Source organism: Streptomyces sp. NPDC050560, from assembly GCF_044457285.1.
Classification (GTDB): domain Bacteria; phylum Actinomycetota; class Actinomycetes; order Streptomycetales; family Streptomycetaceae; genus Streptomyces.
This window is the reverse complement of record NZ_JBITGT010000002.1, coordinates 666431-692294: the sequence shown is the minus strand read 5'-3', so window position 1 is coordinate 692294 and position 25864 is coordinate 666431. Positions and strand designations below refer to the sequence as shown.

The window sequence follows — 25864 nt, the reverse complement described above, 5'->3', positions numbered from 1 at the left end:
TTCCTGCGTCCTTCGCGCGCACTGCCCGCGGCGCGCTCACCCCTGGCCGAGTTCGTCGTCGAGCATGGCGAACATGTCGTCGTCCGAGACGTCTTCGAAGTCCAGCTCCGCGGCGCCCGAGCCGCCCCGTGCGGCGGCCCACCTGGACCGCAGGACTTCGAGCCGCCCCGCGATCTGCCGGTGCGCCGCCTCGTCCACCTCCGCGGCCCCGAACGCCCTCTCCAGCTCGTCGAGCGCCCCGAGGAGCGAGGCTTCGGGCGTCAGCTCCTCGGGTTCCAGCTCGGTGCGCAGCCAGTCGGCGAGGTCGGCGGGCGTCGGGTAGTCGAAGACGAGGGTGGCGGGCATGGTGAGCCCGGTCGCGGCGCCGAGCCTGTTGCGCAGCTCCACGGCGGTCAGCGAGTCGAAGCCCAGCTCACGGAACTGCTGGTCGGCCCCGATGCCGGACTTGTCCGCGTGCCCGAGCACCCGGGCCGCCTCCGAGCGCACCACGTCGAGCAGGACACCGCCCAGCTCCCCACCGGCGAGCCCGGCAAGCCGCTCCCGCAGCGCCCCCGCGGCATCCGCACCCGCGGCCCGCCGCGCCGACACCCTGATGAGCCCCCGCAGCAGTGGAGGTACGGCCCCGGCACCACGCAACGCCGCCAGATCCAGCCGCACCGGAACCGCCGCCGCCACATCGGCGGCAAGCGCCGCGTCGAACAGCGCGAGCCCCAATTCGGGCGCCAGCGGCGGCATCCCGGCTCGCGCCAGCCGCCGCGCCTCCTCCTCGGTCAGACCACCCGTCATCCCCGCCGCCTGATCCCAGGGGCCCCACGCCAATGAGACACCGGGAAGCCCGAGTTCACGCCGGTGCGCCGCCAGCGCGTCAAGGAACGCGTTGGCCGCCGCGTAATTCGCCTGCCCCGCACCACCGAACACCCCGGCGGCAGACGAGAACAGCACGAACGCCGACAACCCTCCACGCTCCGCGGTCAGTTCATGCAGCAGCCACGCCGCATCCACCTTCGGCGCCATCACGGCATCAAGACGCTCACGCGTGAGAGAGCCGACGACACCGTCGTCCAGCACACCCGCCGTGTGCACCACGGCGGACACGGGGTGCGCGTCCAGGAGACCCGACAAGGCGTCCCGGTCCGTGACGTCACACGCCACCACCGTGGCAGTCGCACCCAGTCCGGCAATCGACTCCACCAACTCCCCGGCACCGGGAGCCTCCAGACCACGTCGGCTGACCAGCAGCAGACTCCGCACACCGTGCTCCACCACCAGATGCCGCGCCACCAGCGCGCCCAAGCCACCGGTACCGCCGGTGACCAGCACCGTACCGTCAACATCCCACTCGACGGGCTCCGCCTCGGAGGTGGCGACACGCGCCAGCCGCGCAGCCGTCACACCCGCACCCGTCACCGCCAACTGCGGCTCATCACACGCCAATGCACGCGATACGGCCTCCGGCGTCCACCCTTCGCCGAGTTCGACGAGCCCGAACCGGCCGGGATGCTCCGACATCGCAGAACGCACCAGACCCCACACCGCACCCGCAGCAACATCCCCACCCCGGCTCACAAAGACCAGGCGCCCACCCGCGAAACGGTCCTCGGACACCCATGCCTGCACGGCCGAGAGAGCAGAAGCCGCAAGCCCATGCGCATCCGCCACCACACCACCGGACCCGGCAACCGGCACCACCACAACCGGCGGCACCTCAGCCAACCCGTCCAAGCCCGCCACCTCAGCCAACCCGAGCCCGAACACATCCGAACCCACAACCACCGGCGCAACCCCAGCCGCCTCCGGCGCCTCCACCGGCACCCACTCCACCCCGAACAGGGTGTCGCGGCCGATGCCGCCCGGTGTGCCGGTGTCGGTGGCCACGGGCCGCAGGGCGAGCGTGTCCACGGAGATCACGGGGGCGCCGGACTCGTCGGCCGCGCTGATGCGCAGACCGCCGGAGGTACGGGTCAGCCGGACGCGGACGCTGCCCGCGCCCGAGGCGTGCAGCGACACGCCCGTCCAGGAGAACGGGACCGACGTGGCGGCATCCTCGTCCCGTTCGGGCGCCCTCGGGTCGGGTCCGATCAGCATCGCGGCGTGCAAGCACGCGTCGAGCAGCGCGGGGTGCATCTGGAAGCCGCGCGCGTCGGCGGCGTCCTCGGGGAGCGCCACGTCGGCGAAGACCTCGCCCGCGCCCCGCCACACCGCCCGCAGCCCAGCGAACGCGGGCCCGTAGGCGAAGCCGGCCTCCGCCCTTGCGTCGTAGAACCCGTCGAGGTCGACGGCCTCGGTGTCGGCCGGCGGCCAGACCGCGCCCGGTGCGGTTTGCGCCGCCACCGGTGCGGGGTCGGCGCTCACGGTGCCCGAGGCGTGCTGCGTCCAGGCGCCGTCACGGTTACCGGCCGCCCTGGAGTGCACGCCGAGGGTACGGCGGCCGTCCTCGTCCGGGGCCCCGACCCGCACCTGGAGCTGTACGGCGCCGGTCTCGGGGAGCACGAGCGGCGCCCCGAGCGTCAGTTCCCGCACCTGTCCGCAGCCGACCTGGTCGGCGGCGCGGATCGCCAGCTCCACGAAGCCGGTGCCGGGGAACAGTACCCGGCCCATGATCCGGTGCTCCGCAAGCCAAGGGTGGGTGCGCAGCGAGAGCCGGGAGGCGAAGACGAGCCCGTCCTCACCCGCAAGCTCGACGGCGGCGCCCAGCAGCGGATGCCGTGTCGCCTCAAGGCCGAGCCCGGAGGCGTCCCCGGTCAGCGCCGTCGCGGTCGGCCAGTAGGCGTCGCGCTGGAAGGCGTAGGTGGGCAGTTCGACCCGCCGGGCGCCGCCGCCCTCGAACAGCGCACGCCAGTCGACGAAGACGCCGGTGGTGTGGAGTGTGGCGAGGGCGGTGAGCCAGGCGGTGGGCTCGTCCCTGTCCTTGCGCAGGGCGGGTACGGCGGCGGTCTCTTCGAGAACCGCGCCCGCCATGGCGGTCAGCACACCGTCGGGACCGAGTTCGAGAAGGGCGTCAACTCCGGCTTCCCGCATGGCCGTCAGGCCATCCGCGAAACGTACGGCCTCGCGGACGTGCCGCACCCAGTAGCCGGGGTCGGTGAGCTGCCCCGGCTCGGCGAGGGCCCCGGTCACGTTCGACACGACGGGGACGGCCGGCTCGTGGAAGTCCAACTCGGCTATGGCCGCATGGAACTCGTCGAGCATCGGGTCCATCAGCGGGGAGTGGAACGCGTGCGAGACCCGCAGACGGGACGTCTTCCGGCCGGGCAGCGCCGCGACCACCGCGTCCACGGCCGCCGTCTCGCCAGACAGCACCACGGAGTTGGGCCCGTTGACCGCCGCGATCGAGACGCCGTCGGTGAGCAGCGGCGTGACCTCGTCCTCCGCGGCCTGAACGGCGGCCATCGCACCGCCCTCGGGCAGCGCCTCCATCAACCGCGCACGCGCCGACACCAGCACACACGCATCGGCCAGCGACAACACCCCCGCCACATGCGCCGCAACCACCTCACCAATCGAATGCCCGCCGACGTGTGAGGGCTTCACCCCGACCGACTCCGCAAGCCGGAACAACCCCACCTCAACCGCGAACAACGCAGGCTGCGCCCACCCCGTCCGATTCAACTCCTCCGCATCCGCACCCCACACCACATCCCGCAACCCGTCGAAGTACGCCAGCACCTCGTCGAAAGCCGCCGCGAACACCGGATACCGCCCATACAACTCCCGCCCCATACCGAGGCGTTGCGCCCCCTGCCCGGAGAAGACGACGCCGAGTGAACGCCGCCCCGAGGCCGCCCGGCCCCTGGCCGCCTCCACGGCGCCGTCAGCCGAGGCCAGCAGCACCGCGCGGTGCGCGAAGCCGGAGCGCTCAAGCAGCGACCAGCCCACGTCCACCGGGGAGAGCCCGGTTGCGGCCTTCCGCAGCCGCTCGGCCTGCTCGTCGAGGGCGGCGGGGGACTTCGCGGACAGCACCCACGGCACCGGGTCGGTGACGGGTTCTGGGGCGGTCGTCGCTTCGGCCGGTTCGAGTACTGCCCCGGGACCCTGCTCCAGGATGACGTGCGCGTTCGTACCGCTGATACCGAACGACGACACCGCCGCACGCCTGGGGCGGTCGACCACGGGCCACTCCGTGTTGGCGGTGGCGAGTGCCACCGCGCCCGCCGACCAGTCCACGTGCGACGAAGGCTCGTCCGCGTGGAGGGTCTTCGGTACGACACCGTGCCGCATGGCCTCGATCATCTTGATCAGGCCCGCGACACCCGCCGCCGCCTGGGTGTGCCCGATGTTCGACTTGACGGTGCCGAGCAGCAGCGGGTTCTCGCGGTCCTGGCCGTAGGTCGCCATGAGGGCCTGGGCCTCGATCGGGTCGCCCAGGGTGGTGCCCGTGCCGTGGGCCTCCACGACGTCCACGTCCGAGGTGCCGAGCCCGGCACTGGCGAGCGCCTGCCTGATCACGCGCTGCTGCGAGGGGCCGTTGGGGGCGGTGAGGCCGTTGGACGCGCCGTCCTGGTTGATGGCGGAGCCGCTGACCACGGCCAGGATGGTGTGGCCGTTGGCGATGGCGTCCGACTGCCTTTCGAGGACCAGCAGGCCCACCCCCTCCGACCAGCCCACACCGTCCGCGGACTCCGAGAACGCCTTGCACCGCCCATCGGCCGCGAGACCGCGCTGGCTGGAGAAGTCCACGAAGGCCCCGGGGGTGGCCATCACGGTGACACCGCCGGCCAGTGCGAGCGAGCACTCACCGGAACGCAGTGCCTGCGCCGCCCAGTGCAGCGCCACCAGCGACGACGAGCACGCCGTGTCCACGGTCACCGCAGGACCCTCAAAGCCGAACGTGTAGGCCACGCGGCCGGACGCCACGCTCGGTGCGGTGCCGTTCCCCTGGAACCCGGCGAACTCCTCGCCGCCGAGCAATGCCGCGTAGTCGGAGTACATGACCCCCGCGAACACACCCGTACGACTGCCACGCAACGACGCAGGATCGATCCCCGCCCGCTCCAATGCCTCCCACGTCGTCTGCAACAACAACCGCTGCTGAGCATCCGTCGCCACCGCCTCACGCGGACTCATCCCGAAGAACGCCGGGTCAAACTCCCCAGCCTCATGCAGGAAACCGCCCGAGCGCGCATACGAGGTACGCGCACGGCCGGGATCGGGGTCGAACAGCCCCTCCAGATCCCAGCCACGGTTCGTCGGGAACCCCGACACCGCATCCGTCCCCTCACTCACCAACCGCCACAAATCCTCAGGAGACGCCACCCCACCCGGGTACTGACACCCCATCCCCACCACAACCACCGGATCGTCGTCCAACGACGGCATGGATGCCACCGGCACCACGGCCCCTGCGGCCTCGCCGCCGAGCAGTTCCGTGAGGAGGTGTCCTGCGAGCCCATCGGCGGTGGGGTAGTCGAAGACCAGGGTCGCCGTGAGCTGGAGCCCGGTGACGGCGGTGAGGCGGTTGCGCAGCTCTACGGCGGTGAGGGAGTCGAAGCCCAACTCCCTGAACTGCCTGTCGGATTCGATGCTCGCCTTGTCGTGCCCGAGTACCCGGGCCGCCTCCGACTGCACCAGGTCGAGCAGTACGGCATGCTGCTCGGCCCGCGCCAGCCCTTCGAGCCGCCCGACGAGCGCGGCGGCACTGTCCGCCCCGATAGCGCCCGTCCGCCGCGCCAACGGCCTGATGAGCCCCCGCAGCAGCGGCGGTACGGCCCCGGCACCACGCAACGCCGCCAGATCCAGCCGCACCGGAACCGCCGCCGCCACATCCGCCGCGAGCGCCGCGTCGAACAGCGTGAGCCCCAATTCGGGCGCCAGCGGCGGCATCCCGGCTCGCGCCAGCCGCCGCGCCTCCTCCCCCGACAACCCACCCGTCATCCCCGCAGCCTGATCCCAGGGGCCCCACGCCAATGAGACACCGGGAAGCCCGAGGCCACGGCGGTGCGCGGCCAGCGCGTCAAGGAACGCATTACCGGCCGCATAGTTCGCCTGCCCCGCACCACCGAACACTCCGGCGACCGAGGAGAACAGCACGAACGCCGACAACTGCCCGCGCTCGGCGGTCAGTTCATGCAGCAGCCACGCCGCATCCACCTTCGGCGCCATCACGGCGTCAAGACGGGCCGCGTCGAGCGAACCGATCACACCGTCGTCCAGCACACCCGCCGTGTGCACCACGGCGGACACGGCGTACGCCTCCAAGAGACCGGACAGGGCGTCCCGGTCCGTGACATCGCACGCCACCACCGTGGCGGTCGCGCCGAGTCCGGCGATCGACTCCACCAACTCCCCCGCGCCGGGGGCCTCCAGACCACTGCGGCTCACCAGCAGCAGACGCCGCACCCCGTGCTCTGCCACCAGATGCCGCGCCACCAGCGCGCCCAAGCCACCGGTGCCGCCCGTGACCAGCACCGTACCGTTCGCGTCCCACTCGACAGGCTCGACTGGCTCGATGCCAGGGCTGACACGCGCCAGCCGCGCAGCCGTCACACCCGCACCCGACACCGCCAACTGCGGCTCATCACACGCCAGAGCACGCGATACGGCCTCCGGCGTCCAGCCTTCGCCGAGTTCGACGAGCCCGAACCGGCCCGGATGCTCCGACATCGCCGACCGCACCAAACCCCACACCGCACCAGCAGCAACGTCCCCGGCCCGGCTCACGAAGACCAGACGCCCACCCGCGAAACGCTCCTCGGACACCCACTCCTGTACGAGGCCGAGCGCGGAAGCCGCAAGCCCATGCGCATCTGCCACCACGTCATCAGCCCCGGCAACCGGCACCACCACAACCGGCGGCACCTCAGCCAACCCGTCCAAGCCCGCCACCTCGGCGAACCCGAGCCCGAACACATCCGAACCGACCACCACAGGCGCAACCCCGGCCGCCTCCGGCGCCTCCACCGGCACCCACTCCACCCCGAACAGGGCGTCACGGGTCCGTGCCGCGACCCCGCCGCCACCGGCCGCGCGTACGACCAGTGTCTCGACCGAGGCAAGCACCCCGCCCACGCTGTCCGCGAAGGCGATCGCGTAACTGCCCTCGCCGGTACGGCGGATGCGGACCCGGGCCGCGGTGGCGCCCGACGGCTGGAGCGAGACGCCCTGCCACGAGAACGGGAGCCCGGCGGCGCCGTCACCGGTCGCGCCCTCCAGGGCGGCGAGCAGGGTGGCGTGCAGTCCTGAATCGAGCAGCGCGGGATGCAGGCCGTAGCTCCCGGCGTCGAGGACCTGTTCGGGCAGCGCGATCTCGGCGAAGAGTTCGTCGCCCTGCCGCCAGGCGGCCCGCAGCCCCTGGAACACAGGCCCGTATACGAAGCCGATTCCGGCCAGCCGCTCATAGCAGTCCTCGACGGCGAGCGGCTGGGCGTCCGCGGGCGGCCAGACCGCCATCGCGAACTCCGGGGCCTTCGTCACGGCCGACTCAAGGAACCCCGAGGCGTGCAGCGACCAAGGTTCGTCGGTCGCGCGCGCATCGCGCGAGTGGATACCGACCGCGCGCCGCCCGGCCTCGTCGGGCGCCCCGACCTGCACCTGGACCTGGACCGCGCCGCGTTCGGGGAGCACCAGCGGCGCCGCCATCGTCAGCTCCTCGACGCGCTGGCAGCCGACCTGGTCGCCGACGTGCGCGGCCAGTTCGAGCAGCGCCGTGCCGGGCACCATGACCTGGCCGTTGATGGCGTGGTCAGCCAGCCACGGATGCGTGGCCACCGACCAGCGGGAGGTGTAGAGCAGCCCGTCGGACTCCGCGAGCCGCACCGCGGCACCCAGCAGCGGATGCCCGCCGGTCTCAAGCCCGAGCCCCGCGACTCCCGGTTGCGCGGGGGTGGCGGGCCACAGCCACTCGTGCTGGAAGGCGTAGGTGGGCAGCGCGACCCGGCCCGCCCCCGAACCGGCGAACAGCGCCCGCCAGTCGACGGAGACACCGGAGGTGTGCAGCGTGGCGAGGGCGGTGAGCCATGCGGTCGGCTCGTCCCGGTCCTTGCGCAGGGCGGCAACAGCGGTGACCTCATCCAACGCGGCCGAAGCCATCGCCGTCAGCACACCGTCAGGCCCGAGTTCCAGAAGCGCGTCAACTCCCGCCTCCCGCATGGCCGTCAGACCATGCGCGAAACGTACGGCTTCACGAACATGCCGCACCCAATAGGAGGGGTCCACCAGAAGACCAGGCCCGGCAACGGCACCCGTCACATTCGACACGACGGGAATCTCGGGCTCGCGGAACTCCAACCCCGCGATAGCCGCCCGGAATTCGTCGAGCATCGGGTCCATCAACGGCGAATGGAACGCATGCGACACCCGAAGCCGCGACGACTTCCGCCCCGGCGGCAATCCAGCAACCACCGCATCCACGGCAGCCGTCGCACCGGACACCACCACGGACGCAGGACCATTCACCGCAGCAATCGACACACCGTCCGCGAGTAGCGGCGTGACCTCATCCTCCGTCGCCTGCACGGCGACCATCGCACCACCCGCAGGCAACGCCTCCATCAACCGCGCACGCGCCGACACCAGCACACACGCATCAGCAAGCGACAACACCCCCGCCACATACGCCGCAGCCACCTCACCAACCGAATGCCCACCCACACACGACGGCTTCACACCCACCGACTCCAAAAGCCGGAACAACCCCACCTCAACCGCAAACAACGCAGGCTGCGCCCACCCCGTCCGATTCAACTCCTCCGCATCCGCACCCCACACCACATCCCGCAACCCATCAAAATGCCCAAGCACCTCATCAAAAGCCGCCGCAAACACCGGATACGAAGCATACAACTCACGCCCCATCCCCACCCGTTGCGACCCCTGACCGGAGAAGACGACGCCGACCGAGCGGCGTCCCGTGGCCTCGCCGCGTGCCGTCTCCTTCACACCGTCCGCGGATGCCAGCAGCACCGCACGGTGGGGGAAGGACGTGCGGTCGAGGAGGGACCAGCCGACGTCCACCGGGGACAGGTCGCCCGCCGTGTCCCGCAGGCGGCGGATCTGAGCGTCCAGGGCCTCGGGGGTCCTTCCGGAGACCAGCCAGGGCACCGGGGCCGTGGCAGGCTCCGCCGGTGCGGCGGGGGCGGCCGGGGTGGTGGGGCCCTGTTCCAGGATGATGTGGGCGTTGGTGCCGCTGAGGCCGAACGACGACACCGCCGCGCGCCTCGGGCGCTCCGCCGCGGGCCAGTCGGTGTTGGCGGTGGCGAGTGCCACCGCGCCCGCCGACCAGTCCACGTGCGACGAGGGCTCGTCGACATGCAGGGTCTTCGGTACGACACCGTGCCGCATCGCCATGATCATCTTGATCAGGCCCGCGACTCCGGACGCGGCCTGGGCGTGGCCCAGGTTGGACTTGACGGAGCCGAGGAGCAGCGGGTGCGGCCGTTCCTGGCCGTAGGTGCCGAGGAGGGCCTGGGCCTCGATGGGGTCGCCGAGCGTCGTACCGGTGCCGTGGCCCTCGACGACGTCCACGTCGGCGGGGGCGAGGCCCGCGTCGGCCAGGGCGGCGCGGATGACACGGCGCTGGGAGGGGCCGTTGGGGGCGGTGAGGCCGTTGCTCGCGCCGTCGGAGTTGACGGCGGAGCCGCGCAGCACGGCGAGGACCGGGTGTCCGTTGCGTACGGCGTCCGACTGCCGTTCGAGGACGAGGACGCCGACGCCCTCGGACCAGGCGACACCGTCGGCGGCCTCGGCGAACGCCTTGCAGCGGCCGTCGGGGGCCAGGCCGCGCTGCCGGGAGAAGTCCACGAAGGCGCCGGGGGTGGCCATCACGGTGACACCGCCCGCCACCGCGAGCGAGCACTCGCCGCGGCCGAGGGCGCCCGCGGCGAGGTGGGTGGCGACGAGGGACGACGAGCAGGCGGTGTCCACCGTCATCGTCGGGCCCTCGAAGCCGAAGGTGTACGAGACGCGGCCCGACACCACGCTGGGCGAGCTGCCGTTGCCGCGGAAGCCCGCGAACTCCTTGCTGCGCAGCAGCACCCCATAGTCGTTGTACATGACCCCGGCGTACACACCGGTGCGGCTGCCGCGCAGCGAGCGGGGGTCGATGCCGGCCCGCTCCAGGGCCTCCCAGGTGCTTTCGAGGAGCAGCCGCTGCTGGGGGTCGGTGGCCAGCGCCTCGCGGGGGCTCATGCCGAAGAAGCCGGGGTCGAACTTGCCGACGTCGTGCAGGAAGCCGCCCGCGCTGGTGTACGAGGTGCCCGGGTTGTCGGGGTCGGGGTTGTACAGGGACTCCAGGTCCCAGTTGCGGTTGTCGGGCAGCGGGGTGATGGCGTCGGTGCCGTCGAGTACGAGTCCCCACAGGTCCTCGGGGGTCTCGACGCCGCCGGGGAAGCGGCAGGCCATGCCGACGACGACGATCGGGTCGTCCGTGGTGTGCGCGGGCGTCCGCGCGGGTGTGCCCGCCGCGGTGTCCTCGTCCGTGCCGAAGAGTTCGTCGAGGAGGTGGTCGACGAGGACGTCCGCGCTGGGGTAGTCGAAGACCACCGTGGACGGCAGCCTGAGCCCGGTGATCGAGTTGAGCCGGTTGCGCAGTTCGACGGCGGTGAGGGAGTCGAAGCCGAGTTCGCGGAAGGCGCGCGAGCCGTCGACCGCGGCGCCTTCGGCGTGGCCGAGCACGGCGGCGGCCTGTGCGGTGACGGTGTCGAGGAGCCGGCCGCGGCGCTCGTCGGCGGGGAGCTGCGAGAGGCGTCCCGCGAGTCCCGCCGCGGTGCTGGACCTGGCGACCGCGGAGCGGCGTACCCGCGGCTTGACCAGGCCGCGCAGCAGCGGCGGCACCTCGCCGTGCGCGCGCAGCGCGGCCAGGTCGACGCGTGCCGGCACCAGGCGCGGGGCGCCCGTGGCCAGCGCGGTGTCGAACAGGGCCACGCCCTCGTCCGCCGACAGCGGTGGCATCCCGGAGCGCACGAGCCGGGCCACGGTGGCCTCGTCCAGGGCGCCCGTCATGCCCGCGGACTGGTCCCAGGGGCCCCAGGCGAGGGACACCGCGGGCAGGCCGAGGCCCCTGCGGTGGGCGGCGAGCGCGTCCAGGAAGGCGTTGCCCGCGGCGTAGTTGGCCTGGCCGGCGCCGCCGAAGGTGCCCGCGGCCGAGGAGAAGAGGACGAACGCGGACAGGTCGCGGTCGGCGGTGAGTTCGTGCAGGTTCCAGGCGGCGTCCGCCTTCGGGCGGAGCACGGCGGACAGCCGCTCGGGGGTGAGCGACGGCAGGACACCGTCGTCGAGTACGCCCGCCGTGTGGACGACGGCCGTGATCCGCGGGTGGGTGTCGAGGAGCGCGGCGAGCGCGGCGCGGTCGGCGACGTCGCAGGCCGCGGTCTCCGTGTCGGCGCCAAGTGCGGTGAGTTCGGCGGCGAGTTCGGCGGCGCCCGGCGCCTCCTGGCCGCGGCGGCTGACCAGCAGCAGGCTGTGGACGCCGTGTTCTGTGACGAGGTGGCGGGCGACGAGGGCGCCGAGTCCGCCGGTGCCCCCGGTGATCAGTACGGTGCCGTCGCCTCCCCAGGGGGCGGGGGCGTCGTCGCCGCGCGGGGCGCGCAGGAGACGTCCCGCGAGGAGTGCGCGGTCGTCGACGGCGAGTTGCGGCTCCTCGGAGGCCAGCGCCCTGCCGAGGAGTTCCGGGGAGAAGTCCTCGGCGAGGTCGATGAGTTGGAACCTGCCGGGCTGTTCCGACGAAGCGGAGCGCACGAGGCCCCATACGGCTGCGGCGGCGAGGTCGTCGCCTGTGGTGGCGCCGCGGGTGACGAACACCAGGCGGCTGTCGGCGAAGCGCTCTGCGGCCAGCCACTCGCGGGCCATGGTGAGCGCGGTCGCGGTGAGGGCGTGGGCGTCGGCCGCCCCGCCGTCGCCCGCCGCTCGCAGTTGCGCCACGACGACGGGCGGCTGCCCCTCGACGGAGGCCAGGTCGGGGTGGGCGGTGGCGCCGCCGGGTGCGGCGGCGGCGAGGCCGAACGGGTCGGGGCCCACGAGTACGGGCGCGGCCGGTGCGGCAGGCACCGGGGCCGGTGTCCAGGCGAGGCTGAACAGGGCGTCGCGGCCCGGCCGTTGGTCGTCGCCGTGGTCGGCGGTCACGGCCCTGGTCACCAGGGTGGCGACGGAGGCGACGGGCGCGCCCGTCATGTCGACGGCCTCCACACCGACGCCGTCGCCCGTGGGGGTGAGCCGCACCCGTACGCTGCCGGCGCCCGAGGCGTGCAGGGTCACGCCCTCCCACGAGAACGGCACGGCGGCCTCGCCGCCGCCCGAGCCGACGAGGACGGCGGCGTGCAGGCAGGCATCGAGGAGCGCGGGGTGGATGCCGTAGTCGGCGGCGTCGGTGACCTCGTCGGGCAGCGCCACCTCGGCGAACACCTCGTCGCCGCGCTGCCACAGGCCGCGCAGGCCCGCGAACACCGGGCCGTACCAGAAACCGGCGGCGGCCCTGCGGTCGTAGAACCCGTCGAGGCCCGCGCGGACGGCGCCCTCGGGGGGCCAGACGGCGGTGTCGAAGCCGCCGGGCAGCTCGCCCGGGGCCGCGACCGCGAGGCGCCCCGAGGCGTTGACCCGCCACGGCAGGTCCTCGGCGTCCTCCGGCCTGCTGTGGACGGCGACGGTCCTGCCGCCCGCCTCGTCGGGGGCGCCGACCCGCACCTGGACGTGGACGGCGCCCGAGGCGGGCAGCACCAGCGGTGCGGCCAGGGTGAGTTCGTCGACCCGGCCGCAGCCGGTCTCGTCGCCCGCGCGCACGGCGAGTTCGAGGAGCGCGGTGCCGGGGACGACGACGCGGTCGCGCACCTTGTGGTCCGCGAGCCAGGGGTGGGTGCGCAGGGACAGCCGGGAGGTGAACAACAGGCCCTCGCCGCCCGCGAGTTCGACGGCGGCGCCGAGCAGCGGGTGCCCTGCCGCGGTGAGTCCTGCGGAGCGTACGTCGCCGACCCTGCCGACGGCTGCGGTGGGCCACAGCCACTCGGGTTCGAAGGCGTAGGTGGGCAGTTCGACACGGCGCGGCGCGGTCCCGGTGAAGATCCGCCGCCAGTCGACGTCGGTGCCGCCCGCGTACAGCCGCCCGAGCGCGGTCACGAGCGCGGCCTCCTCGGTGCGGTCCTTGCGCAGCAGGGGCACGATGAGCGCGGTGGTGGGGTCGTCGGAGTCCTCGCCGAGCAGGGTGTTGACGAGGGAGGAGAGGGTGCCGTCCGGGCCGATCTCGACCAGGGTCCCGACGCCGTGGCGGCGCAGTTCCGCGACGCCGTCCGAGAAGAGGACGGCCCGGCGCACATGCCCCACCCAGTAGTCGGGCGAGGCGATCTCCTCGGCGGTGGCGACGCGCCCGGTGACGTTGGACACCAGCGGGACGCGGGGCGCGGCGAACGAAAGGCCCGCGACGAGGTCGCGGAACTCGTCGAGCATCGGGTCCATCAGCGGGGAGTGGAACGCGTGCGACACGCGGAGCCTGGCGGTGCGGTGGCCGCGCTCCTTGAAGAGGTCCGCGATGCGCAGCACGGGTTCCTCGTGTCCCGCGATGACGACGGACCGCGGCCCGTTGACGACGGCGACCGACACCTCGTCGTGCGCACCGTGTTCGTCCAGCACCTCCGCGACTTCGTCCGCACCGGTCTCAAGGGCGACCATGGCGCCGCCGGAGGGCAGCGCCTGCATCAGGTTGGCGCGGGCCGCGACGAGCGCGGCCGCGTCCGGCAGGGTCAGCGCGTCGGCGGCGTGCGCGGCGGCGATCTGGCCGATGGAGTGGCCGATGATGAGGTCGGGGGTTACCCCGAACGACTCGACGAGCCGGTACAGGGCGACCTGGGTGGCGAACAGCGCGGGCTGGGTGTAGCCGGTCTGGGACAGCGCCTCGGCGTCCTCGCCCCACATCACGTCGCGCAGCGGCGCGGGCAGCAGCCCGTCGAGTTCGGCGAGGACGGCGTCGAGTGCGCGCGCGTACACGGGGAAGCGCCGGTACAGCTCGCGGCCCATGCCGAGCTGCTGGGAACTCTGCCCGGAGAACATCATGGCGAGCAGGCCCCCGGCGGCCGTGTCGTCCACGGCGCCGCGGGCGACCTCGGGGGCGCGTTCGCCGTCGCCGAGCAGGACGGCGCGGTGCGGGAAGCGTGCGCGTGCGAGCAGCGACCAGCCGACGTCGAGGGGCGAGAGCCCCGCGGCGGCCTCCCGCAGCCGGTCCACCTGGCGGTTGAGGGCGTCCGCCGACTTCGCCGACACCACCCACGGCACCACCGAGGGCGCGGTATCCGGCACCGACTCCGGCTCCCCGACGGGCGCGGGCGCGACGGCGGGGCCCTGCTCCAGGATGACGTGCGCGTTGGTGCCGCTGATCCCGAACGACGACACCGCGGCACGCCGCGGGCGTTCCACCGCGGGCCACCCGGTGTTGCCCGTGACAAGCTCGACGGCGCCCGCCGCCCAGTCCACGTGCGACGACGGCGCGTCCACGTGCAGTGTGCCCGGTACGACGCCGTGCCGCATGGCCTCGATCATCTTGATGACGCCCGCGACTCCGGCGGCGGCCTGGGTGTGCCCGATGTTCGACTTGACGGTGCCCAGCAGCAGCGGGGCGCCGTCCCGGTCCTGCCCGTATGTGGCGAGCAGCGCCTGCGCCTCGATGGGGTCGCCCAGGGTGGTGCCCGTGCCGTGCCCGTCGACCGCGTCCACGTCGCGGGGGCGCAGCCCGGCGCCCGCGAGCGCCTGCCTGATCACCCGCTGCTGCGAGGGGCCGTTGGGCGCGGTGAGCCCGTTGGACGCGCCGTCCTGGTTGACGGCGGAGCCGCGGAGCACGGCGAGGATCTGGTGGCCGTTCGCGACCGCGTCGGAGCGGCGTTCGAGCACCAGCAGCCCGACGCCCTCCGACCAGCCGACACCGTCCGCGGACTCTGCGAACGCCTTGCAGCGCCCGTCGGCCGCGAGGCCGCGCTGCCGGGAGAACTCCACGAAGGCGCCGGGCGTCGCCATCACGGTGACACCGCCGGCCAGCGCGAGCGAGCACTCGCCCGACCGCAGCGCCTGCGCCGCCAGGTGCATCGCGACCAGCGACGACGAGCAGGCCGTGTCGATGGTCACCGCGGGCCCCTCGAAGCCGAAGGTGTACGACACCCGTCCGGAGGCGACGCTGCCCGCGCTGCTCTGCCCCTGGTAGCCCTCGTGCTCGCCGCCGGTGAGCAACGAGCCGTAGTCGGAGTACATGACGCCCGCGAACACGCCGGTACGGCTGCCGCGCAGCGCCCCCGGGTCGATCCCGGCCCGTTCGAGCGCCTCCCATGTCGTCCGCAGCAGCAGCCGCTGCTGGGCGTCGGTGCCGACCGCCTCGCGGGGGCTCATCCCGAAGAACGCCGGGTCGAACTCGCCCACGTCGTGCAGGAATCCGCCCGCCCGCGTGTACGAGGTGCCCGCGTGGTCGGGGTCGGGGTCGAAGAGCCCCGCCAGGTCCCAGCCCCGGTTGACGGGGAAGTCGCCGACGGCGTCGGCGCCCTCGCTGACCAGCCGCCACAGGTCGTCGGGGGACGTGACACCGCCCGGGTACTGGCAGGCCATCCCCACCACGACCACCGGGTCGTCGGTGACCGGCGGCAGCACCGCAACGGGCACGGCCATGTCGGCTGCCGCGCCGAAGAGTTCGTCGCGCAGGTGCAGCGCAAGGGCCTCGGCGGTCGGGTAGTCGAAGACGAGCGTGGCGGACAGCCGAAGGCCGGTCGCCGCGCCGAGGCGGTTGCGCAGCTCGACCGCGGTGAGCGAGTCGAAGCCCAGCTCGCGGAAGGAGCGCGCGGGGTCGACACGGTCCTTGCCGGTGTGCCCCAGCACCCCGGCGACCTCGGTGCACACGATGTCGAGCAGCGCGGCCCGCCGCCGTGCGCCGTCGAGCCCGGCGAGATCCGCCACGAGCCCGCTGGAGGCGGCGGTCACCGCACGCCTCCTCGGCGCCCTGACGAGCCCGCGAAGCAGTGGAGGTACGGCCCCGGCACCACGCAGCGCCGCAAGATCCAGCCGCACCGGAACCGCCGCCGCCACATCGGCGGCAAGCGCCGCGTCGAACAGCGCGAGCCCCAACTCGGGCTCCAGCGGCGGCATCCCGGCACGCGCCAGCCTGGCCACGTCGTCGTCCGAGAGCCCGCCCATCATCCCGGCGGCCCGGTCCCAGGGGCCCCACGCCAACGAGACGCCGGGAAGCCCGAGTTCACGCCGGTGCGCCGCCAGCGCGTCAAGGAACGCATTACCGGCCGCATAGTTCGCCTGCCCCGCACCACCGAACACCCCGGCGGCAGACGAGAACAGCACGAACGCCGACAACCCTCGACGCTCGGCGGTCAGTTCATGCAGCAGCCACGCCGCATCCACCTTCGGCGCCATCACGGCATCAAGACGGGCCGCGTCGAGCGAACCGATCACACCGTCGTCCAGCACACCCGCCGTGTGCACCACGGCGGACACGGCGTACGCCTCCAAGAGACCCGACAAGGCGTCCCGGTCGGTGACGTCACACGCCATCACCTCGGCGGTGGCGCCGAGTCCGGAAAGCTCCTCCACCAGTGCGGCGGCGCCCGGCGCGTTGGGACCGCGGCGGCTGACCAGCAGCAGACTCCGCACACCGTGCTCCACCACCAGATGCCGCGCCACCAGCGCGCCCAAGCCACCGGTACCGCCGGTGACCAGCACCGTACCGTCAACATCCCACTCGGGAGCACCGACAGGCTCCGCGTCGGGGGCGGTGACACGCGCCAGCCGCGCAGCCGTCACACCCCCACCCGACACCACCAACTGCGGCTCATCACACGCCAAAGCACGCGATACGGCCTCCGGCGTCCACCCCTCACCCAACTCGACAAGCCCGAACCGGCCCGGATGCTCCGACATCGCCGACCGCACCAAACCCCACACCGCACCAGCAGCAACATCCCCGCCCCGGCTCACAAAGACCAGACGCCCACCCGCGAAACGCTCCTCGGACACCCACTCCTGTACGAGGCCGAGCGCGGAAGCCGCAAGCCCATGCGCATCCGCCACCACACCACCGGACGCGGCAACCGGCACCACCACAACCGGCGGCACCTCAGCCAACCCGTCCAGACCAGACACCTCGGCGAACCCGAGCCCGAACACATCCGAACCCACAACCACCGGCGCAACCACAGCCGCCTCCGGCGCCTCCACCGGCACCCACTCCACCCCGAACAGGGCGTCCCTGAGCAGCCCGTCGGTCTCGTTGAGCTGGTCGGCCGAAATCGCCCGTACGGCAAGGGAGTCCACCGTGGCGACCACGCCGCCTCCGGTGTCGCTGACGACGATCGACACCGCGTCCTCGCCGGCCGGTGCGAGCCGCACCCGCAGCGCACCGGCACCGGACGCGTACAGCGACATGCCCTGCCAGGAGAACGGAACCCCGCCCACCGGCATGTCCATGCCCGCCGCACCGATGGCGTGCAGGGAGGCGTCGAGCAGCGCCGGATGCAGCCCGTAGCCGCCCGGGTCGGCGCCCTGGTCCGGCAGGGCGACCTCCGCGAAGACCTCGTCGCCGTGCCGCCAGGCGCCCTTGAGCCCCTGGAACACCGGTCCGTACTCGAAGCCGTGGGCGGCAAGGCCGTCGTACCAGCCGGACAGTTCGACCGGCTCCGCGCCCGTGGGCGGCCAGGCGGTGGCCTCCGGCTCCGGTACGGGCTCGGCACCGGCCGGGGCGAGCAGCCCGGAGGCGTGCTGGGTCCAGGGTGCGTCGTCGGCGCCGTCGAGCCGTGAGAACACGCCGACGGCGCGGCTTCCGGCGTCGTCGGGCATGCCGACCCTGAGCTGGAGCTGCACCGCGCCCGACTCCGGCACCACGAGCGGTGCGGCCAGCGTCAGTTCGGCGATGCGGCCGCAGCCGACCTCGTCAGCGGCGCGCACGGCAAGCTCGACGAAGCCGGTGCCGGGGAACAGCACCCGGTCGAGCACCCGGTGGTCGGCCAGCCAGGGCTGTGTGGCGAGGGACAGCCGCGAGGTGAAGACCAGGCCGTCGTCACCGGCCAGCGCGACCGCGGCGCCGAGCAGCGGATGGCCGACGGCCCGCAGCCCGAGCCCGGCCGCGTCCCCCGTGTTGGCACGCACCCCGGGCCAGTAGCGCTCCCGCGCGAAGGCGTAGGTGGGCAGCGGAACCCGCTGTGTTCCGGTGTCGGCGAACAGCGCCCGCCAGTCGACAGAGACACCGGAGGTGTGCAGCGTGGCGAGGGCGGTGAGCCATGCGGTCGGCTCGTCCCGGTCCTTGCGCAGGGCAGCAACAGCGGTGACCTCATCCAGCGCGGCCGAAGCCATCGCCGTCAGCACACCGTCAGGCCCGAGTTCAAGGAGCGCGTCAACTCCCGCCTCCCGCATGGCCGTCAGACCATCCGCGAAACGTACGGCTTCGCGAACATGCCGCACCCAGTAGCCGGGGTCCACCAGGAGACCGGGCTCAGCGACCGCTCCCGTCACATTCGACACGACGGGAATCTCGGGCTCGTGGAACTCCAAGTCGGCTATAGCCGCCCGGAATTCGTCGAGCATCGGGTCCATCAACGGCGAATGGAACGCATGCGACACCCGCAACCGCGACGACTTCCGCCCCGGCAACCCCGCAACCACCGCCTCCACCGCAGCCTCAACACCCGCCACCACCACGGACGTAGAACCATTCACCGCAGCAATCGACACACCGTCCGCGAGTAGCGGCGTGACCTCATCCTCCGTCGCCTGCACGGCGACCATCGCACCACCCGAAGGCAACGCCTCCATCAACCGCGCACGCGCCGATACGAGCACACACGCATCCGCCAGCGACAACACCCCCGCCACATGCGCCGCAGCCACCTCACCAATCGAATGACCACCCACAAACGACGGCTTCACACCCACCGACTCCAAAAGCCGGAACAACCCCACCTCAACCGCAAACAACGCAGGCTGCGCCCACCCCGTCCGATTCAACTCCCCGGCATCATCACCCCACACCACACCCCGCAACCCATGAAAATGCCCAAGCACCTCATCAAAAGCCGCAGCGAACACCGGATACGAGGCATACAACTCACGCCCCATCCCCACCCGTTGCGACCCCTGACCCGAGAAGACCACACCCAGCGAACCGCGCCCCGGGAGCGCCCGGCCGCGGGATGCCTCGGTGGTGCCTTCCGGTGCGGCGAGCAGCACCGCACGGTGGGGGAAGGGCGAGCGTTCGAGCAGGGCGCGGCCCACGGCGGACGGTGCCAGGTCGGCCGCGGCCTCCGTGATCCGCCGTATCTGTGCTTCCAGTGCCGCCTCGGACTTCGCGGAGACCACCCAGGGCACGACGCCGGTCCCGGGCTCGTCTGCCGCGGCGGGGGGTGCGGCGGGGGCCGTGGGTGCCTGTTCGAGGATGACGTGGGCGTTGGTGCCGCTGATGCCGAAGGACGACACGGCGGCGCGCCTTGGCCTGTCCACCGCGGGCCACTCGGTGGCCTGGGCGGCCAGCCGCACCGCGCCCGCCGACCAGTCCACGTGCGACGAGGGCTCGTCCGCGTGCAGGGTCTTCGGTACGACGCCGTGCCGCATCGCCATGATCATTTTGATCAGGCCCGCGACGCCCGCCGCGGCCTGGGTGTGGCCGAGGTTCGACTTGACGGTGCCGAGCAGCAGCGGCTCGCCCTCCCGGTCCTGGCCGTAGGTCGCGAGGAGTGCCTGTGCCTCGATGGGGTCGCCGAGGGTGGTGCCGGTGCCATGGCCCTCGACCACGTCCACGTCGGACGTGGACAGGCCGGCGCCCGCGAGTGCCTGGCGGATCAGCCGCTGCTGGGAGGGGCCGTTGGGGGCGGTCATGCCGTTGGAGGCGCCGTCCTGGTTGATCGCGGAGCCGCGTACCACCGCCAGGATCTCGTGGCCCGCGGCGAGCGCGTCGGAGCGGCGTTCGAGGACGAGCAGGCCGACACCCTCCGACCAGCCGACGCCGTCCGCGGACTCCGCGAACGCCTTGCAGCGGCCGTCGGACGACAGGCCGCGCTGCCGGGAGAACTCGACGAACGCGCCGGGCGTCGCCATCACGGTCACACCCCCGGCGAGCGCGAGGGAGCACTCCCCCGCGCGCAGCGCCTGCGCCGCGAGGTGCAGCGCCACCAGCGAGGACGAGCAGGCGGTGTCCACCGTCATCGCGGGGCCCTCGAAGCCGAAGGTGTACGAGACCCGGCCCGAGGCCACGGCGGGCGAACTGCCGCCGAGGTAGCCCTCGTAGCCCTCGTCGAGGAGGCTCAGGTAGTCGGAGTACATGATGCCGGTGAACACGCCGGTACGGCTGCCGCGCAGTGTTTCGGGGGCGATCCCGGCGCGTTCGAGCGCCTCCCAGGTGGTCTGGAGCAGCAGCCGCTGCTGGGAGTCGGTGGCCTCGGCCTCGCGGGGGCTCATGCCGAAGAAGTCGGGGTCGAACTCGCCCGCGTCGTGCAGGAAGCCGCCGCGTGTGACGTGGGTGCTGCCGGGCGCGTCGGGGTCGGGGTCGTAGAGGCCCGCGAGGTCCCAGTTGCGGTTGGTGGGGAATCCGGTGATGGCGTCGGTGCCCTCGTCGACGAGGCGCCACAGGTCCTCGGGGGTGGTGACACCGCCGGGGTACTGGCAGGCCATGCCGACGACGACCACCGGGTCGTCGTCCGGCGAGAGCGGCGACACCACCGGGGCGGCGGGCGCCTCGTCGACGTCGCCGACGAGTTCGCCGAGCAGATATGTGGCCAGGGAGGCCGCGGTCGGGTAGTCGAAGATCAGGGTGGCAGGCAACCTGAGGCCCGTCTCGGCGGAGAGCCGGTTGCGCAGTTCCACCGCGGTCAGCGAGTCGAAGCCGAGTTCCTGGAAGGCGGCCGAGGGGTCGATGCCGTCGGCGGAGTGCCCCGACACGGCGGCGATACGGCCCCGTACGAGATCGAGGATGGCGGCGCGGCGCTCGTCCCCGGGGAGCGCGGCGAGCCGTGCGGCGAGGCCGCCTGCCGCAGCGGGCAGCGCGGCGGCGGTGCGCCTGCTGGTGGCCCTGACCAGGCCGCGCAGCAGCGGCGGCACCTCGCCCGCCGCCCTGAACAGCGCCAGGTCGAGCCGGACGGGCAGCAACTGGGCCGGGCCCGAGGCGAGTCCCGCGTCGAAGAGCGCCACGCCCTGCTCCGCCGAGAGCGGCGGCATCCCGGAGCGCACGAGCCGGGCCACGGTGGCCTCGTCCAGCGCGCCCGTCATACCGGCCGCCTGGTCCCACGGGCCCCAGGCCAGCGATACCGCCGGCAGGCCGAGGCCCCTGCGGTGGGCGGCGAGCGCGTCGAGGAAGGCGTTGCCCGCCGAGTAGTTGGCCTGGCCCGGGCTGCCGAAGGTGCCCGCGGAGGAGGAGAAGAGGACGAACGCGGACAGGTCGAGATCGGCGGTCAGCTCGTGCAGGTTCCAGGCCGCGTCCACCTTCGGGCGCAGCACGGCGGCAAGGCGCTCGGGGGTCATGGACTCGACGACGCCGTCGTCCACGATGCCCGCGGTGTGGACGACCGCCGCGACCGGGCGGCGGGCGAGCAGCCTGGCGAGTTCCTTCCTGCTGGTGACGTCGCACGCCACGATCTCCGTCTCGGCGCCGAGTCCGGCGAGTTCCGCGGCGAGTTCCGCGGCGCCGGGCGCGTCCTGCCCGCGGCGGCTGACCAGCAGCAGACGGCGCGCTCCGCGCCCGGCCACCAGGTGCCGCGCCACGATCGCGCCGAGGCCGCCGGTGCCTCCGGTGATCAGTACGGTGCCGTCCGGGTCCCACGCGAAGGGGTCGCGGGGCAGCGGCGCGCGGGCGAGCCTGGCCGCCCTGACACCGGTGGCGCCGACCCGGAGCTGCGGCTCCTGGGAGGACAGGGCGCGGCCCAACTGCTCGGGTACGTAGCCCTCTTCGAGGTCGACAAGGGCGAAGCGGTCCGGGTGCTCCGACATGGCGGAGCGCACCAGGCCCCATACGGTGGCGGCGGCGACGTGCTCGCCCGCGGTGGCGCCGCGGGTCACGAACACAAGGCGGGAGCCGCCGAACCGGTCGTCGGCCGCCCACTCCCGCACCAGCGCGAGCGCGCGCGCCGCGGCGGCATGGGCCGCGGCGACCTCGGCGGCCGCCAGGTCATCGAGGTGGTCGAGGTCGTCGGCGGTATCGTCGGCGGCCGCGGCGATCTCGACGAGGACCGTCGGGGGCACGTCGACCAGCGCCGCGAGAGCGGGCACCCGGCCGACGACGGCGCCCGCCGCACGGCACTCGGCCTCGATGCCGAGCGGGTCGTCCCCGACGAGCACCGCCCCCGAGGCGGCGGCGGGCGGCTCGACGGGGTCCCAGCCCAGTTCGAAGAGCGAGTCGCGGTCGATCCGGCCCGAGTCGGCGAGCTGGTCGGCGGAGACGGCGCGGACCACAAGCGACTCGGCGGAGGCGACGGGCGCCCCGTCCGCGTCCGCGACCAGCACCGACACCGAGTCCTCGGCGGTGCGCGCGAGCCTGACCCGCAGCGCGGTCGCGCCGGAGGCGTGCAGGGTCACACCTAGCCAGGAGAACGGCAGCCCGCCCCGGCTGATCACGCCGAGGTCGGCGAACGCGACCGCGTGCAAAGCCGCGTCGAGCAGCGCGGGATGCAGACCGAACGCGGCGGCGGTGCCATGTGCGGCCTCGGGCAGCGCGGCCTCCGCGAACACCTCGTCGCCGCGCCGCCACACCGCGCGCAGCCCCTGGAAGTCGGGCCCGTACTCCCAGCCGGCCCGCGCCAGCTCCTCGTACATGCCGCTCACGTCGACCTGTTCGGCCCCGGGCGGCGGCCACGCGCCGTCCCCGAGCGCCGATTCCGCGGGCCCGGCCGTGTCGGCGCGGGAGCCTGCGGCGACGAATCCCGACGCGTGCTGGAGCCACGGCCCGTCCTGCGGGCCGTCCGCGCGCGAGAACACACCGATGCCGCGGCGCCCGTCGTCCTCCGGCTCGCCGACCCTGATCTGAAGCTGTACGGCGCCGGACTCGGGCAGCACGAGCGGCGCCGCGAGCGTCAGTTCTTCCACCCGCCCGCCGCCGACCTCGTCGGCGGCGCGGATCGCCAGCTCCACGAAGCCGGTGCCGGGGAACAGCACCTGGTCGAGGACCCGGTGACCGGCGAGCCAGGGGTGGGTGGCGAGCGAGAGCCGCGAGGTGAACACCAGGCCGTCGTCGCCCGCGAGCGCCACCGCCGCGCCCAGCAGCGGATGCTCGACGGCGTGCAGCCCGAGCCCCGAGGCGTCCCCGGCACGCCTGGCCGCCGTCGGCCAGTAACGCGCGTGCTGGAACGGATACGTGGGCAGCTCCACCCGCCGCGCCCCCGAGCCGGCGAACAGCACCCGCCAGTCGACCGGCACCCCCACCACATGCAGACCCCCGAGGGCGGTCAGCCAGGCGGTCGGCTCGTCCCGGTCCTTGCGCAGGGCGGCAACAGCGGTGACGTCATCCAACGCGGCCGAAGCCATCGCCGTCAGCACACCGTCAGGCCCGAGTTCAAGGAGCGCGTCAACTCCCGCCTCCCGCATGGCCGTCAGACCATTCGCGAAACGTACGGCTTCGCGAACATGCCGCACCCAGTAGCCGGGGTCCGTCACAAGACCCGGCCCGGCAACAGCACCCGTCACATTCGACACGACGGGAATCTCGGGCTCACGGAACTCCAACCCTGCGATAGCCGCCCGGAATTCGTCGAGCATCGGGTCCATCAGCGGCGAATGGAACGCATGCGACACCCGCAACCGCGACGACTTCCGCCCCGGCGGCAATCCAGCAACCACCGCCTCCACCGCAGCCTCAACACCCGCCACCACCACGGACGTAGAACCATTCACCGCAGCAATCGACACACCGTCCGCGAGTAGCGGCGTGACCTCATCCTCCGTCGCCTGCACCGCCACCATCGCACCACCCGCAGGCAACGCCTCCATCAACCGCGCACGCGCCGACACCAGCACACACGCATCCGCCAGCGACAACACCCCCGCCACATGCGCCGCAGCCACCTCACCAATCGAATGACCACCCACAAACGACGGCTTCACACCCACCGACTCCGCAAGCCGGAACAACCCCACCTCAACCGCAAACAACGCAGGCTGCGCCCACCCCGTCCGATTCAACTCCTCCGCATCCACACCCCACACCACATCCCGCAACCCGTCGAAATGCCCAAGCACCTCATCGAAAGCCCCCGCGAACACCGGGAACCGGGCATACAACTCACGCCCCATCCCCACCCGTTGCGACCCCTGGCCCGAGAAGACCACGCCCAGTGAACGTTGTCCTGGGGCCGCCTGGCCCCTGGCGGCCTCGGTGAGGGTGCCGTCGGGGGTGGGGACGAGGAGGGCGCGGTGGGGGAAGGTGGTGCGTTCCAGGAGAGACCGGCCCACGTCGGCCGGGGAGAGGCCGGTGGTGGCGGTCCGCAGCCGGTCGAGTTGGGCGTCGAGGGCGGCGGGGGACTTGGCGGAGAGCAGCCAGGGGACGGGGGCGGCGGGCGTGCCGGTGGGTGTGGCCGGGTCGGGGGCGGCCGGGGCCGGGGGTTCCTCGACGACGACGTGGGCGTTGGTGCCGCTGATGCCGAAGGCGGAGACACCGGCGCGGCGGGGGGCGCCGGTGGTGGGCCACGGGACGGCCTCGGTGAGGAGCTGGACGTGGCCCGCCGACCAGTCGACGTGGGTGGAGGGCGCGTCGATGTGGAGGGACTTGGGGACGGTGCCGTGGCGCATGGCCATGACCATCTTGATGATGCCCGCGACGCCCGCGGCGGCCTGGGTGTGGCCGATGTTCGACTTGATGGAGCCGAGGAGCAGGGGTCTGCCGTGTGGGCGTTCCTGTCCGTAGGTGGCCAGCAGGGCCTGGGCCTCGATGGGGTCACCGAGGGTGGTGCCGGTGCCGTGGCCCTCGACGACGTCGATCTGGTCGAGGCCGAGCCTGGCGTTGTCGAGGGCGGCGCGGATGACGCGCTGCTGGGATGGCCCGTTGGGGGCGGTCAGGCCGTTGGAGGCGCCGTCCTGGTTGAGGGCGGAGCCGCGTACCACCGCGTGCACGGTGTGGCCGTTGCGCTGGGCGTCGGAGAGGCGTTCCAGGACGAGCACCGCGGCGCCCTCGCCCCAGCCGGTGCCGTCGGCGGACTCGGCGTACGAGTGGCAGCGGCCGTCGCCCGCGAGGCCGTCGCCCTGGGCGGTGAAGGAGACGAACGGGGACGGGGTGTTCATGACGGTGGCGCCGGCGGCCAGTGCGAGGGAGCACTCGCCGCCGCGCAGCGCCTGCACGGCCAGGTGCAGGGCGACCAGGGACGAGGAGCAGCCGGTGTCCACGGTGACGGCGGGCCCTTCGAGGCCCAGGGTGTAGGCGAGGCGGCCGGAGAGCACTCCGGCGGCGAAGCCGGTGCTGCGGTAGACGCCGATGTCGTCGGCGGCGCCCATGACCAGGGTCATGTAGTCCTGGCCCGTGGTGCCGGTGAAGACGCCGGTCTTGCTGCCGCCCAGGGTCTCAGGGTCGATACCGGCGCGCTCCAGGGCCTCCCAGCCGACTTCGAGGAGCAGCCGCTGCTGGGGGTCCATCGCGACGGCCTCGCGCGGCAGGATGCCGAAGAACTCGGGGTCGAAGTCGGCGGCGTTCTCGACGAACGCGCCGACGGCGGTGCGGCTGCTGCCCGCGCCGCCGCCGCCGAGCGCTTCCAGGTCCCAGCCGCGGTCGGCCGGGAACGCGGTCACCGCGTCCCGGCCGTCCGCGACCAGGTTCCACAGGTCCTCGGGGGAGGCGACGCCCCCGGGGTAGCGGCAGCCGATGCCGACGATGGCGATCGGCTCGGCGGCTCCGTCGACCAGTTGCTGGTTGAGCTGGCGGAGCCGCTCGATCTCCTTCAGCGACGACCTGAGCGCCTCGACGTAACGGTTGCTATCGCTGGTCATCAGATCTCCGGGTCGT

At 73.1% G+C, this 25864-nt stretch carries 1 protein-coding gene; it reads right to left on the bottom strand.

The window, feature by feature from the left end:
* Positions 1-36: 36 nt before the first annotated feature.
* On the bottom strand, positions 37-25848 hold the full coding sequence (locus ACIBIW_RS07265) for an SDR family NAD(P)-dependent oxidoreductase (protein ID WP_399332839.1): 25812 nt from the start codon (positions 25846-25848) through the stop codon (positions 37-39).
* Between the last annotated feature and the right edge of the window lie 16 nt (positions 25849-25864).

Coding starts and splice junctions, on each gene's coding strand:
- ACIBIW_RS07265 (WP_399332839.1), bottom strand. CDS start 25,848: ATGACCAGCGATAGCAACCGTTACGTCGAGGCGCTCAGGTCGTCGCTG.